Annotated in this window: 13 protein-coding genes and 1 riboswitch; of the genes, 4 read left to right on the top strand and 9 right to left on the bottom strand. The window is 63.7% G+C overall.

From position 1 onward, the window contains the following. Positions 1-574, top strand: a 574-nt coding sequence (gene araD1 / locus EOA75_RS17665; RefSeq protein ID WP_281058535.1) for an AraD1 family protein, incomplete at its 5' end; no start/stop codon positions are given. A 49-nt stretch (positions 575-623) separates the two neighbouring features. Here araD1 and EOA75_RS17660 read toward each other — a convergent pair. Both EOA75_RS17660 and EOA75_RS17655 read right to left on the bottom strand, forming a co-directional pair. After that, positions 624-1,391: an ABC transporter substrate-binding protein gene (locus EOA75_RS17660; protein ID WP_082953809.1), complete on the bottom strand. Its 768-nt coding sequence runs from the start codon at positions 1,389-1,391 to the stop codon at positions 624-626. Between the two features lie 82 nt (positions 1,392-1,473). Continuing rightward, complete coding sequence (locus tag EOA75_RS17655; RefSeq protein WP_067322878.1) at positions 1,474-2,568, bottom strand: 2'-deoxycytidine 5'-triphosphate deaminase; 1,095 nt, start codon at positions 2,566-2,568, stop codon at positions 1,474-1,476. Between the two features lie 135 nt (positions 2,569-2,703). After that, positions 2,704-2,781, top strand: a riboswitch (SAM riboswitch). A gap of 56 nt (positions 2,782-2,837) precedes the next feature. On the opposite strand from EOA75_RS17655, the gene EOA75_RS17650 reads away from it, so the two are divergent. Further along, positions 2,838-4,028: an O-succinylhomoserine sulfhydrylase gene (locus EOA75_RS17650; RefSeq protein ID WP_067322744.1), complete on the top strand. Its 1,191-nt coding sequence runs from the start codon at positions 2,838-2,840 to the stop codon at positions 4,026-4,028. A 41-nt stretch (positions 4,029-4,069) separates the two neighbouring features. Here the strand turns inward: EOA75_RS17650 and EOA75_RS17645 are convergent, their stop codons facing one another. After that, positions 4,070-5,215, bottom strand: coding sequence for a ceramide glucosyltransferase (locus EOA75_RS17645; RefSeq protein WP_095826061.1), 1,146 nt, complete (start codon positions 5,213-5,215; stop codon positions 4,070-4,072). 218 nt (positions 5,216-5,433) lie between these two features. Between EOA75_RS17645 and apaG the strand changes: the two genes are divergently transcribed. Next, entirely contained in the window at positions 5,434-5,826 is a 393-nt protein-coding gene (gene apaG, locus EOA75_RS17640) for a Co2+/Mg2+ efflux protein ApaG (protein WP_067322738.1), read from the top strand. A 52-nt stretch (positions 5,827-5,878) separates the two neighbouring features. Here apaG and EOA75_RS17635 read toward each other — a convergent pair whose 3' ends face one another. The 3 genes from EOA75_RS17635 to EOA75_RS17625 all read right to left on the bottom strand — a co-directional run bounded on the left by EOA75_RS17635 (position 5,879) and on the right by EOA75_RS17625 (position 9,145). Next, positions 5,879-6,910, bottom strand: coding sequence for an Hsp33 family molecular chaperone (locus EOA75_RS17635; RefSeq protein ID WP_082953802.1), 1,032 nt, complete (start codon positions 6,908-6,910; stop codon positions 5,879-5,881). A 108-nt stretch (positions 6,911-7,018) separates the two neighbouring features. Beyond that, entirely contained in the window at positions 7,019-7,930 is a 912-nt protein-coding gene (gene argF / locus EOA75_RS17630; protein ID WP_095799366.1) for an ornithine carbamoyltransferase, read from the bottom strand. Positions 7,931-7,945: 15 nt separating this feature from the next. Further along, complete coding sequence (locus EOA75_RS17625; protein ID WP_127324757.1) at positions 7,946-9,145, bottom strand: aspartate aminotransferase family protein; 1,200 nt, start codon at positions 9,143-9,145, stop codon at positions 7,946-7,948. A gap of 357 nt (positions 9,146-9,502) precedes the next feature. Here EOA75_RS17625 and EOA75_RS17620 point away from each other — a divergent pair, with 357 nt between their 5' ends. Further along, positions 9,503-10,021: a GcrA family cell cycle regulator gene (locus EOA75_RS17620; protein WP_066996757.1), complete on the top strand. Its 519-nt coding sequence runs from the start codon at positions 9,503-9,505 to the stop codon at positions 10,019-10,021. A gap of 146 nt (positions 10,022-10,167) precedes the next feature. Here the strand turns inward: EOA75_RS17620 and EOA75_RS17615 are convergent, their stop codons facing one another. The 3 genes from EOA75_RS17615 to EOA75_RS17605 form a co-directional block, all read right to left on the bottom strand. Beyond that, positions 10,168-11,178 carry a magnesium and cobalt transport protein CorA gene (locus EOA75_RS17615; RefSeq protein WP_127324756.1) on the bottom strand — a complete coding sequence of 337 codons (1,011 nt, stop codon included), beginning with the start codon at positions 11,176-11,178 and terminating at the stop codon, positions 10,168-10,170. A gap of 121 nt (positions 11,179-11,299) precedes the next feature. Then, complete coding sequence (gene phoU / locus EOA75_RS17610) at positions 11,300-12,025, bottom strand: phosphate signaling complex protein PhoU (RefSeq protein WP_127215490.1); 726 nt, start codon at positions 12,023-12,025, stop codon at positions 11,300-11,302. Positions 12,026-12,133: 108 nt separating this feature from the next. Then, the coding region (locus tag EOA75_RS17605; protein WP_127324755.1) for an ATP-binding protein at positions 12,134-13,174 on the bottom strand (1,041 nt) is incomplete at its 5' end.

The following is a 13,174-nucleotide window of genomic DNA, read 5'->3' as shown; positions in this document are numbered from 1 at the left end:
GTTCTACAAGGGCAACGGCACCATGGCGGTGGCGCCCGGTGCCGCGCTGATGTCGCCGGCCTTCGCGCAAGACGCCGGCGAGGAGCCGGAGATCGCCGGCATCTATGTCATCGGCGACGACGGCGCGCCGTTCCGCGTCGGCTTCACGCTGTCCAACGAGTTTTCCGACCATGTGACCGAGCGCGTGAACTACCTGTTCCTCGCCCATTCCAAGCTGCGCAACGCCTCGTTCGGACCGGAAATCCTGATCGGCGAGCTGCCCGCCGACATAAGGGGCTCTTCACGAATCTGGCGCGACGGCAAAGTGCTTTGGGAAAAGCCGTTCCTGTCCGGCGAGGCGAACATGTCGCACACCATCGCCAATCTCGAGCATCACCATTTCAAATATTCAGCCTTCCGCCAGCCGGGCGACGTGCATGTGCACATGTTCGGCACCGCCACACTCTCGTTCGCAGACGGCGTCAGGACCGAGGAAGGCGACACGTTCGAGATCGAGGCCAAGGATTTCGGCCTGCCGCTGCGCAACCCGCTCGAGATCGAGAAGCCAGTGAAGGTGGCGGTGAAGGCGCTGTGAGGTTAGAGCGTGATCTCCCCCACGAGGGGGGAGATTGGCAGCTTCAACCTCAATAAATATCGAAATCGAAATACTTCGATTGGATCTTCTTGTAGGTGCCGTCGGCAACAATGGCGTCGATTGCCGCGTTGAGGCGGTCGCGCAGGGCGGCGTCCTCCAGGCGCACGGCGATGCCGGCCTCGGTCTCGGTGCCCTTGACGTCGCCCACCAGCTTGCAGCAGCCGTCGCTCGCCTTCTTCATCCAGTCGACCAGCACGAACTTGTCCGAGATGACGGCGTCGAGCCGGCCGTTGAGCAGATCGGTGACCGCCTCTTCCTGGGTCGGGTAGAGCTTCGCCTCGGCGCCGGCCTTGGCGTAGACGTCCTGGGCGTAGTTGGCCTGGGTGGTCGAGGCCTGGGCACCGACCGTCTTGCCGGCAAGCGAGGCCGGCTCGGTCGAGGCGATATCGGCGTCCTTCAGGGCGACCAGCGCAAGCGGCGTGGTGTAGTATTTGTGGGTAAAGGCGACCTGCTTCTTGCGTTCCTCGGTGATGCTCATCGAGGCGATGATGGCGTCGAATTTCTTGGCCTGCAGGGCCGGAATGATGCCATCCCAATCCTGGGTGACGATCTCGCATTCGATCTTCATCTGCGCGCAGAGCGCATTGGCGATGTCGATGTCGAAGCCTTCCACCTTGCCGTCCGGCGTGATGGTGTTGAAGGGCGGATAGGCGCCCTCGGTGCCGATCTTGATCTTTTCGGCCGCGTCTACCGAACCGACGCCGAGCGCCAGCATGGCGGCGGCCGCAGCCGACAGGATCCATCTGGATATCTGCATTTTCATCCCCTTGGGTTCAGGTGCTACATGCTCAGACGCAGCCAAGCACGGCGCGCGAGGCCGGGCAAGCACAGCCTGGCGATCAGCGCGCGGCGCGAAAATGCTTGGAGAGCTTCAGCCCCTGCGCCTGATAGTTGGAACCCAGCTCGCTGCCATAGAGCGCCTGCGGCCGCTTCAGCATATGCTCGTAGACGAGGCGGCCTACGATCTGGCCGTGGTCGAGGATGAACGGCACCTCGTGGCTGCGCACTTCAAGCACCGCGCGGCTGCCGCTGCCGCCGGCGGCGGAATGGCCGAAGCCCGGGTCGAAAAAGCCGGCATAGTGGACGCGGAACTCGCCGACCAGCGGATCGAAAGGCGTCATCTCGGCGGCATAGAGCGGCGGCACGTGCACGGCTTCGCGAGAGACCAGGATGTAGAACTCGTCCGGGTCGAGCACGAGCTCGCCGGCCCCGCTCTTGTAGAGCGGTTCCCAGAAGTCGACCACATCCTGAGCGGCGCGCTTGTCGACGTCGACGAGGCCGGTGTGGTGCTTGCCGCGATAGCCGACCAGGCCGTCCTTGTCGCCGTCGAGATCGATAGAGAGCGCAATGCCGCCGCCGGAGATGTTGGGCGGCTCGGTCGCAACCAGCATCTCGGCGTGATGGAGGTCACGCAACTCATTCTCCGACAGCACGGCATTGCCGGTGCGGAAGCGGATCTGCGACAGGCGCGAGCCGGCGCGCACGACGATCGGGAAGGTGCGCGGGCTGACCTCGAGATAGAGCGGGCCATGATAGCCGGCGGCGATCTTATCGAACTCATGGCCGCGGTCGGTCATGACACGCGTGAAAATGTCGAGCCGTCCGGTCGAGCTCTTCGGGTTGGCCGAAGCCGAGACTTCCGCCGGCAGCGCCAGGCTTTCCTGCAGCGGCACGATGTAGACGCAGCCCGTCTCCAGCACCGCGCCCTCGGCAAGGTTGATCTCATGCAGCTTCAGCCGGTCCAGCTTGTCGGCCACCAGATGATCGGGACCGGGCAGAAAGGAAGCCCGCACGCGAAAGGCCTTGTCGCTAAGTCTGAGATCGAGGCTGGCCGGCTGGATCTGGTTGGTGTCGAGCGCGCGCGGCGACTTCAGCGCGCCCGACTGGAAGAGCGCCGCGATGTCCTGATCCGGAAGAATGCCTGTCTGCCGCAATGTCTGGCTCCGGGCGAAGTCATTGTCGTCGCAGTTTCCTGTCGCAAAACCGCGGGACACTTTTGCGGAGGCTGCCTGGTACAACCCTCTTAATCAAGCCGGCAATTGACGCAAGCGCGGGCGAGGTCTAAAGGGTCGTTATCCCGTGGTGATTTGGCCGGTCGGCTTGCAGCCACGTTAAACAAGTCGCTAAAGGACCGTCGGGCCGCAAGGCCGTATGGACCGGTTGCGACGTCGCGGCCGGTTTTTTTGTGTTTGGAAGCAGGGCGATGACCAAGACGCGTAACTGGAAACCTCAGACGGCACTCGTGCATGGCGGGACGCTGCGTTCCGGCTTCGGCGAGACCGCCGAGGCGATGTATCTCACCCAGGGCTATGTCTACGAGACGGCCCAGGCAGCGGAGGCCCGCTTCAAGGGCGAGGAACCCGGCTTCATCTATTCGCGCTACGCCAACCCGACCGTCGATATGTTCGAGAAGCGCATGTGCGCGCTGGAAGGCGCGGAAGACGCACGTGCAACCGCTTCCGGCATGGCCGCCGTGTCCGCCGCCCTGCTCTGCAGCGTCAAGGCCGGCGATCACATCGTTGCGGCGCGAGCCCTGTTCGGTTCCTGCCGCTGGGTAGTCGAGACGCTGGCGCCGCGCTATGGCATCGAGGCAACGCTGATCGACGGCACCGACATTGCCAATTGGGAAAAAGCGGTCAGGCCGAACACCAAGCTGTTCTTCCTGGAAAGTCCGACCAACCCGACGTTGGAAGTGGTCGATATCGCCGCTGTCGCCGCTTTAGCAAATTCGATCGGCGCACGCGTGATCGTCGACAACGTCTTTGCCACGCCGCTGCAGCAGAAGCCGCTGCAGCTCGGCGCCCATATCGTGGTCTACTCGGCGACCAAGCACATCGACGGACAAGGCCGCTGCCTCGGCGGCGTCATCCTGTCGGACAAGAAGTGGATCGACGAGAACCTGCACGATTATTTCCGGCACACCGGCCCGAGCCTGTCCCCATTCAACGCATGGACGCTGCTGAAAGGCCTCGAGACGCTCCCGCTGCGCGTGCGCCACCAGACCGAAAGCGCCGGCAAGATCGCGGACTTCCTGGCTGGCCGGCCGGAGATCGCCCGCGTCATCTATCCGGGCCGGGCCGACCATCCCCAGGCGGATATCGTCAGGAAGCAGATGTCGGGCGGCTCGACGCTGATCTGCCTCGACGTCAAGGGCGGCAAGCAGGCGGCCTTCGCCTTGCAGAACGCGCTCGACATCGTGCTGATCTCGAACAACCTCGGCGACGCAAAGAGCCTGATCACGCATCCGGCGACGACGACGCACAAAAACCTCACTGACGAGGCCCGCGCCGAGCTCGGCATCGGACCAGGCACGCTCAGGCTCTCCGTCGGGCTGGAGGATACCGACGACCTGCTCGCCGACATCGAACAGGCGCTGAAGGCGGCGAAGGAATGAACCGCCACGGCGGCAAAGAGGGCGCTTGAGCCGCAGCCGGCTCAAGCAATCTCTTCGAGTTCAGTCATCCCGCTGTTGCGGATGGTCATTGCGTTGCCACGCCATTCGACGGCCCCGCCAAGCCAGCCGCGCGCCCAGATGGCGGGAAGCATCGCGTCGCGCACGATCATCGCGGTGACGCTGCGCGGCGACAGATGCCAGCCCTTGGACCAGGCGAGCATGCATTCGGGCACATAGGCGATCGCCAGCACGCAGAGCGCGGTCGTGGGCAGGCTGACACCGGCGCTTGCCGCCGCGATCAGCGCCAGAAGCAGCGGCACGACCACACCGGTCAGGATTTCGGGCGCGAAGAACAATGGGAAGGTGACGCGGCGCAGCCGCGCCCAGCGCGCCTGGCGCGACCAGATTTCGGCGAGCGTGCGCTGGCCGAGCGGCTGCTCGAAGGGCGCGGCCACGAGATTGACCCGAAGGCCAAGGCTGTTGACCAGCTTGGTCGCCGCCGCGTCCTCGGCGATCTCGGCGGCCAAAGCCTGGATGCCGCCATTTGCATCCAGCATCGGCTTGTTCCACAGCATGCTCTTGCCCTGGGCGAAGCCAAGGCCGAGCGCTTCGCCGGCATATTGCCAGCGCGCCTGCAGCGTGTTGAGGAAGGCGCATTCGACCTCGGCCCAGAAACCGTTCGGACGCGAGCCGATCGGCGTCGAGCAGACGAGGCCGGTGTCCGGCCCCCAGGCCGCCATCAGATGCTGGACATAGTCCTTGGGCATCAGCACGTTGGAATCGGCGAGGATCACCCAGTCGTGCCGCGCCGCCTGCCAGCCCTTGATGCAGTTGTTTAGCTTGGGATTGGCGCTGATCCTGTCATCGCCGACGAGGAGCCGCGCCGGAACATTCGGAAATCTCGCGATGGCGGCGTTGATCAGCTTGACCACGGGATCTTCGGCGTGCGCGACGCAGAAGATCAGTTCGTAGCGCGGCCAATCGAGCGAGAAGGCGCGGTCGAGCGTCTCCTGCGTGAACGGCTCCACACCGCGCGACGGCACGACGATCGAGACAGGCGACAGGCCGCCGGAGGGCGCGGGAATGGCGCAACGAGCCTTCAGCCGCGACGACGCGAGCAGGATGCTGGCAAGGTTGGAAAAAAGAAGGGCCGAGGAGGCAAAGGCGGCTGCGAGGGTCAGTTCCATCGAGATCTGGTCACTCCGGAAAGGCCGCCCGAGGCCGTTTCATCACTCGACAAAGCGCCCGAGTCGCCCGCACGGTTTGTGCACACCAACATTGTCATGTGTCACTTAAATGACATTGTTTGTCGGCACTTGCGGTGGAAAAGCCGGCAGGCTGGCGACGCCGCGGAGGTAGAACCGCGAAGCGCGGTAAAATGTTCCCTGCGGCACCGGAGTGGCTCATGTATCGCGCCGTGACGCGCAACATCGAAGTGCAGGTTAGGCCGTTTTATCTGGAGGACCGTTCCGATCCGTCCGAAAACCGCTATGTCTGGGGCTACCAGGTGACGATCGACAACCGGTCGGACGAGTTCGTGCAGCTTCTGTCGCGCTACTGGCACATCACCGACGGGCGTGGCCGAGTCGAAGAAGTGCGCGGCGAGGGCGTGGTCGGCGACCAGCCGGAGCTCAACCCCGGCGACAGCTATCAGTACACGTCGGGATGCCCGCTCTCGACGCCATCCGGCATCATGGTCGGCCGCTACACGATGCGCAACGGCCGCGGCGAAACGTTCGACGTCGCCATTCCGGCTTTCTCGCTCGATATGCCGGGGACGAAAAGGACGGTGAATTAAAGAACTCGAGTTCCCCGCCTCCGCAAAGCGGGGGCGAGGAGCCGGAGCTTTCTCACTCCGCCGCAAACTCCGCCGGATCGAAGTCGTACTGCGTCGAGCAGAACTCGCAAGCGACATGGATACCGCCGTCCTCGGTCGAGTCCTTTATCTCCTCGGCCGAGAAGCCTTCGAGAATGCCTCGGATTTTGTCGCGCGAGCAGGAGCACTGATCGGCGACCGGCACACCGCGGAAGACGCGCACGCCGTGCTCGTGGAACAGCCGGTAGAGCAGCCGCTCGGCACCCACCGTCGGATCGATGAGCTCGGTCGGCTCGATGGTGCCGAGCAGCGCCAAGAGTTCCCGCCAGGAATTGTCGGCCGGTTCGTGCGTCACGTCTCGTGGATCGCCATCCCCGCCCGAAATGTCGGGCACGCGCATGCGTTCGGGCGCCTGCGGCAGGAACTGCGCCAGGATACCGCCGGCGCGCCATTGCTCGCGGGCCCCGCCCGGGCCCGGGGTCACCAGCTTCGCAACCGACATCCTCAGATCGGTCGGGATCTGCTCCGACTGGCGGAAATAGGTGCGCGCGGCTTCTTCCAGCGATGTGCCGTCGAGTTGGACGATGCCCTGATAGCGCTGCGTGTGCGCGCCCTGATCGATGGTCAGGGCCAGGACGCCGGTGCCGAGCAGCTTCTCCTGCGAGATCTCGCCCGAGGCAATCAGCGCCTGCAGCCGGTCGGCGTCGAAGCGCGCATAGGCGCGCAACGAATGCGGCGTGGTAAAGTCCGCCACCAGCATGTCGACCGGTCCGTCCGTGCGGGTTTGCAGGATGAACTTGCCCTCGAATTTCAGCGACGTGCCGAGCAGCACGGTGAGCACGCAGGCCTCCGCCAGCAGGCGCGCGACCGGCTCGGGATAATCGTGGCGGCTGAGAATGGCGTCGAGCATCGGCCCGAGCTGCACCGTGCGGCCGCGCACATCCAGGGGCGCTACTTCGTAAGGCACGACATGGTCGTCGCCTGCGAAGCCGAATTCGCCGAGTTTGGGTTGATGCTCAGCCAAGGAAAGCGTTTCCAGCATGACAAAACTCCGGGGCGCATCCATCCCGCTTTCCAGGCGGCATGGGTCGAAGCGCGTTCGATTTCAGTGATGGCCCGCAAATAGGCATCACACATCCCGGGATCAAGTTGGCGCGGATCAAGTCGACCCCGGTCAAGCGCCCAGGCACCAGGCCAGCACCGCCTTCTGGGCGTGCAGCCGGTTCTCGGCCTCGTCGAAGACCACCGAATGCGGTCCGTCGATCACCTCGTCGGTGACCTCCTCGCCGCGATGCGCAGGCAGGCAGTGCATGAAAAGCGCGTCGGACTTCGCCCTCGCCATCAGCGCGGCGTTGACCTGGTAGGGCAGGAAGACGTTATGGCCGCGGGCGCGATGCTCCTGGCCCATCGACACCCAGCTGTCGGTGACGACGCAATCGGCCTGGTCGACGGCCTCTTCGGCCGAGCCGGCAAACCTCACCTTGCCGCCATTGGCCTTCGCCCAGTCGACATATTTCTCGAACGGCTCGCTGCCCTCCGGCACGGCGACATTGAGGTTGAAGCGGAACCGCGCCGAGGCTTCTAGAAGCGAGTGCAGCACATTGTTGCCGTCACCTGTCCAGGCGAAGGTCTTGCCGGCCACCGGACCGCGATGCTCCTCATAGGTCATGATGTCGGCCATCAGCTGGCAGGGATGGGTATCGTCGGTCAGCCCATTGATCACCGGCACGGTCGCGTTTTCGGTGAGTTCCAGCAACCGGTCATGCGAGGTGGTGCGGATCATGATGGCATCGACATAGCGCGACAGCACCTTGGCGGTGTCGGCGATGGTTTCAGAACGGCCGAGCTGCATCTCGGTGCCGGTCAGCATGATGGTCTCGCCGCCGAGTTGGCGCATGCCGACGTCGAAGGAAACGCGCGTGCGCGTCGAAGGCTTGTCGAAGATCATCGCCAGCACCTTGCCCTCGAGCGGCTTCGAACGCTCGCCGGCCTTGAGCCTGGTCTTTCGCGCCATCGCATCGTCCAGCATGACGCGCAGATCGCCTGCGGAAACGGCGGACAGGTCGGTGAAGTGACGAACGCTCATCGGCAGATTCCAGAACTACTTCGCGGCTTCGGCCGTAATCGCGTCGGTCAGGCCCTTGGCGCCCGACCGAATGCGTTTCAGCGCCTCCCCGATCTCCTCGTCGGTGACGGTGAGCGGCGGCAAAAGCCGGATGACGTTGTCGCCCGCCGGCACCGCAAGCAAGTGCTGGTCGCGCAGCGCCATGTTAACCTTGGCGTTGGGCATGGCGCATTTCAGCCCTAGCATCAGCCCGCTTCCCCGGATGCCTTCGATGACCTCGGGAAATTCGTCGGCGACCGCCGCCAGTCCTTGCTTCAGCAGCAATGCCTTGCGCTGAACGTCCTCGAGGAAGCCGTCGGCCAGCACGACGTCGAGCACGGCGTTGCCCACCGCCATCGCCAGCGGATTGCCGCCGAAAGTGGTGCCGTGCACGCCGACCGTCATGCCAGCCGCCGCGTCGTCGGTTGCGAGGCAGGCACCCATCGGAAAACCGCCGCCGATGCCCTTGGCGATCGCCATCAGGTCAGGCGTGACGCCCGCCCACTCATGCGCGAACAGCTTGCCGGTGCGCCCGATGCCGCACTGGACCTCGTCGAAGATCAGAAGCAGGCCATGCCGGTCACAGAGTTGCCGAATCCGCTTCAACGACTGCGTCGGCACCGGGCGGATGCCGCCCTCGCCCTGCACCGGTTCGATCAGGATAGCCGCGGTTTCCGGTGTGATCGCCTTCTCGGCGGCATCGATATCGTCGAACGCGACCTGGTCGAAGCCCTCGACCTTCGGACCGAAACCCTCGAGATATTTGTACTGACCGCCGGCGGCGATCGTCGCCAGCGTGCGGCCGTGGAAGGCGCCCTCGAAAGTGATGATGCGGAAACGCTCCGGATGGCCTTTGACGAACTGATAGCGCCTGGCCGACTTGATGGCGCATTCCAGAGCCTCGGCGCCCGAATTGGTGAAGAACACCTTGTCGGCGAAGGTTGCATCGACCAGCCTTTCGCCCAGCCGGCGCTGCTCCGGGATCTCGTAGAGATTGGAGACGTGCCACAGCTTGGCCGCCTGCCCGGTGAGCGCCGCGACCAGATGCGGATGGCTGTGGCCCAGCGAGTTCACGGCGATGCCGCCGGCGAAGTCGAGATATCGCTCGCCCTTGTCGGTGACCAGCCAGGTCCCCTCCCCGCGGTCGAAGGCCAGGGGTGCGCGAGCAAAAGTCTCGTAAAGCGCCGAACCGCTCATTATATGCGTCTCCGGAACCGGAAATCAAAAAAGCCGCCAATGCGGCGGCCTTTGCGGCTTATCATGTTTTTCGGCCATGAAGTCAACGAAAAGGTCGCGCAGAAGCGCGCGGCAAGGCTCCAGCGCCACGCCGGCCCATCAGCGGTTGGGCAAGTTGGGGAAAACCGTAAAAACCGAATCGGTGTTGCCCTGGGGACTCTTGTCACCGAGTCAGCGCATAAGGTAATTGTAGTCGAGAAATAACTAGATTTCGTGCGGCGGATCTAATCACCCGGTACATGTGGTGTCGTTTGCCCGGCGAGAGCCGGCTCGGGAAAGGATTCTGACCGCCGCACGCCTCAGCAGGAGCGCGGTCTCATGAACTGGACTGACGAGCGAGTCGAACTTCTCAGGAAATTGTGGTCGGAGGGTCTCAGCGCCAGCCAGATCGCCGCGCAGCTCGGCGGTGTGAGCCGCAATGCCGTTATCGGCAAGGTGCATCGCCTGAAACTGTCGGGCCGCGGCCGCGCGACCGCGGCGCCGGCACGGCAGAAGAAGGCCACGCAGGGCGCCTCGATGCAGAAGTCCGTGGCTCGTGCCGCCAGCGCAGCCCGTCATGTGACGGCCTCCATCGGCGCGACCGCTCTGCAGGTGCAGTTCGAGGCGGAGCCGGTGGCGCGCCACTATATCCGCCCGGTCGAGAACGTTGTCGTGCCAATCTCGCGCAACCTGCAGCTCGTCGAGCTGACCGAGCGCACCTGCAAATGGCCCAACGGCGATCCGCTGTCGGAAGACTTCAGCTTCTGCGGCAACGACGCTGGCGAAACCGGGCCGTACTGCAAATACCATGCAAGGGTGGCGTTCCAGCCGGCGGCGGAAAGGCGCAGAAGCCGCTAAGCGAATAGCGAATAGCGAATAGCGAATAGCGAATAGCGAATAGCGAATAGCGAATAGCGAATAGCGAATAGCGAATAGCGAACGAAATAGGAATCTATATTCGAGTCCGGCACAAGCTTCTTTATCGCTATTCGCTATTCGCTATTTCACAGCCATCCATTCTTCCTGAACCGCCAATACAGAAACGCGCAGATCAGCGCGATGGCGGCCAGGACTGTCGGGTAGCCGTATTCCATCTTCAGTTCAGGCATGTCGTCGAAATTCATGCCGTAAATGCCGGCGAAGGCCGTGGGCACCGCCAGGATGGCCGCCCATGAGGCCAGCTTCTTGGAGATCGCCGTTTCCTGGCTCTGTCCGACCAGAAGGCTTGCCTCGAAGGCGAAGGCGAGCACCTCGCGCAGGCTGTCGATCTTTTCCTGCACGGTGCGGATGTGCTCCGTCACGTCGCGGAACAGCGGATGCATGGCGGCATGGATCTGCGGCAGCTCGGCGCTGGTCAGCCGCCGGCAGACCTCGACCAGCGGCAGCGCCGCGTTGCGCAGCCTGAGCAGATCGCGGCGCAGCATGTAGAGCCGCTCGATGTCGCCACCGCTCATCGGCTTCAGCAGCACCTTGTCCTCGATCTGCTCGACCTCGTCCTCGATCTGCTCGAGCACAGGCATGTAGTTGTCGACGATGAAGTCGAGAATTGCATAGAGGACGAAATCCTCGCGCTTGGCGAGCGAGGACGGGCAGCTTTCCCAGTGCTGGCGCACCGCGGCGTAAGAGGTCGACGGGCCGTGCCTGACGCTGACGATATAGCCGGTGCCGACGAAGAGATGCGTCTCGCCGAAGGTGACGCGGCCATCGATCAGTTGCGCTGTGCGGGCGACGATGAACAAGGCATCGCCATACTGTTCGATTTTCGGCCGCTGATGCGGGTGTTCTGCGTCTTCGATCGCCAGATCATGCAGATGGAACTGCGCCTGCACCCTAAGCAGCAGGTTGCGGTCCGGCTCGAGCAGGCCGATCCAGACGACATGGCCGGGCTTTGCCGCCCATATTCCGGCCTCTTCGATCGTAATGTCGGCGACGCGCTTGCCGGCGGAATAGACGCTGGACGCAACAATGCCGGATGTCGGCTGCGGGGCCGCGGTCAGGGTTCGAACTTGCTCCATCGCAAAACCTCCCGAGACGGCGACTGACAAAACTGCTGCACCTGGAGGAGCTTAGCCTAAATTAGAAAGCCATTCGAGTGGCCGCCCTTCACTTGGCCGATCTTGGGTCGCCGATACCGCGTCACCCGGCCGATAGTGGGCCAGGCAACACCACCTGGTCGGTCTTGTCGCCCTTCGGCCGCTCGGCCGGCATCTGGTCGCCGGTGACGATGTAATAGATGGTTTCGGCGATGTTGGTGGCGTGGTCGCCGATCCGCTCGATGTTCTTGGCGCAGAACAGCAAGTGGGTGCAGGGGGTGATGTTGCGCGGATCTTCCATCATATAGGTCAGAAGTTCACGGAACAGCGAAGTGTACATGGCGTCGATCTGGTCGTCGCGGTCGCGCACGAAGCCGATCTTCTCGACCGAGCGCGAGGCATAGACGTCGAGCACTTCCTTAAGCTGCGTCAACGCCAGATCGGCTAGCGCCTTGAGGCCGCGGAAGAGGCTGCTCGGCTGGCGGCCGTCAATGACCGCCGCGACGCGCTTGGCGACGTTCTTGCCGAGATCGCCGACGCGCTCGATGTCGGCCGAGATGCGGATGGCGCCGACGATCTCGCGCAGGTCCGTCGCCATCGGCTGGCGCCTGGCGATGATGACGATCGCCTTGTCGTCGATCTCGCGCTGTCCCTCGTCGAGAACGAGATCGTCCTGGATGACTTTCTGTGCCAAACCCGGATCGGCGTTCACGAGGGCCGCGATAGCCTGCTCGACCATGCGCTCGGCATGCCCGCCCATGGCGGCGATGCGCTTCGACAGGAATTTCAGTTCTTCGTCATAGGCACTGACAATGTGGACGGACTGCATCGATATGCCTTCTCGGTTCCTGCCGGCTGGTGCGTTCCCTCAATCTGCCGCTGATACGCGAGCCGGATCTCAGAAAAAAGAAAATGCCGGTTGCCAACCAATATAGGATCATTGAGCCGGCAAATGAACCGTGAACGCCGCACCCTTGCCGACTTCCGACTTGATCGACAGCCTTGCGTTATGACGTGTCAATATATGCTTGACGATCGAAAGGCCAAGGCCGGTGCCTTTCTGAGTCCGGCTGTTTTCCACGTCGACGCGGTAGAAGCGCTCCGTGATGCGGGGGATGTGTTCCTCGGCAATGCCTGGACCATAGTCCCTTATGGTCACGTCGATGCCTGGGTCGTGGCCGTCCTCGGCGTGTGCTATCGACACGGTGACGCGTCCGCCCGACTGGCCGTATTTGCAGGCATTCTCCAGCAGGTTCTCGAAAACCTGGAAGAGCTCGTCGCGGTCGCCCGGCACGGAAATCGGCCCATCGATGAAGTCCCGCTCGATGGCGATGCCGTTCTCGTTGGCCAGCGGCGCAAGCGAGTCGATGACGCTGTCGATGGTCTGTCGAAGGTCGACTTCGGTCCCCGGCCGCAGATAGGGCTTCATCTCCAGCCGCGACAGCGACAACAGGTCGTCGATCAGGCGCGCCATGCGGCCCGTCTGGTTCTGCATTATCTGCAGGAACTGGTCGCGCGCCGCCGCGTCGTTGCGGGCAGGCCCGCGCAACGTCTCGATGAAGCCGGCGATCGAGGCGAGCGGGGTGCGCAGCTCATGGCTGGCATTGGCGATGAAGTCGGCGCGCATGCGGTCGATGCGGCGCGCCTCGCTCTGATCCTTGAACACCAGCACGTAAAGATCGGTGCCATGGCCGACCGAGGACGCGCTCACCCGGTATGTGCGCTCGACCGGCAGCTTTTCCGTGTAGTCGACGACATCTGACGCCATAGTTCCCGAGACGATCCCGTCAAGCAAAGCCTGCATTTCCGGCGCGCGGAATTTGAGCGACAGCGACATGCCGGGGGCCAGCCCACCGAAGGCGGCAAAGGCGGCCGCGTTGGCGTGGACGATAGTGGCGGTCCGGTCGAAGATGATCAGCGGATCGGCAACGGCGGCGGCCAGATATTCGCCGGACAGCCGCTGCAACCCGCCGACTTC

It is taken from the genome of Mesorhizobium sp. M1A.F.Ca.IN.022.07.1.1, from assembly GCF_003997575.1.
GTDB lineage: Bacteria > Pseudomonadota > Alphaproteobacteria > Rhizobiales > Rhizobiaceae > Mesorhizobium.
The sequence above is the reverse complement of the archived record's forward strand: the minus strand, read 5'-3'. Positions and strand labels throughout refer to the sequence as shown.

What these genes read in the sequence shown, in the direction of transcription:
- EOA75_RS17660 (WP_082953809.1), bottom strand. Translation starts at nt 1,391, where the DNA reads ATGCAGATATCCAGATGGATCCTGTCGGCTGCGGCCGCCGCCATGCTG.
- EOA75_RS17650 (WP_067322744.1), top strand. Translation starts at nt 2,838, where the DNA reads ATGACCAAGACGCGTAACTGGAAACCTCAGACGGCACTCGTGCATGGC.
- EOA75_RS17645 (WP_095826061.1), bottom strand. Translation starts at nt 5,215, where the DNA reads ATGGAACTGACCCTCGCAGCCGCCTTTGCCTCCTCGGCCCTTCTTTTT.
- apaG (WP_067322738.1), top strand. Translation starts at nt 5,434, where the DNA reads ATGTATCGCGCCGTGACGCGCAACATCGAAGTGCAGGTTAGGCCGTTT.
- EOA75_RS17635 (WP_082953802.1), bottom strand. Translation starts at nt 6,910, where the DNA reads ATGGATGCGCCCCGGAGTTTTGTCATGCTGGAAACGCTTTCCTTGGCT.
- argF (WP_095799366.1), bottom strand. Translation starts at nt 7,930, where the DNA reads ATGAGCGTTCGTCACTTCACCGACCTGTCCGCCGTTTCCGCAGGCGAT.
- EOA75_RS17625 (WP_127324757.1), bottom strand. Translation starts at nt 9,145, where the DNA reads ATGAGCGGTTCGGCGCTTTACGAGACTTTTGCTCGCGCACCCCTGGCC.
- EOA75_RS17620 (WP_066996757.1), top strand. Translation starts at nt 9,503, where the DNA reads ATGAACTGGACTGACGAGCGAGTCGAACTTCTCAGGAAATTGTGGTCG.
- EOA75_RS17615 (WP_127324756.1), bottom strand. Translation starts at nt 11,178, where the DNA reads ATGGAGCAAGTTCGAACCCTGACCGCGGCCCCGCAGCCGACATCCGGC.
- phoU (WP_127215490.1), bottom strand. Translation starts at nt 12,025, where the DNA reads ATGCAGTCCGTCCACATTGTCAGTGCCTATGACGAAGAACTGAAATTC.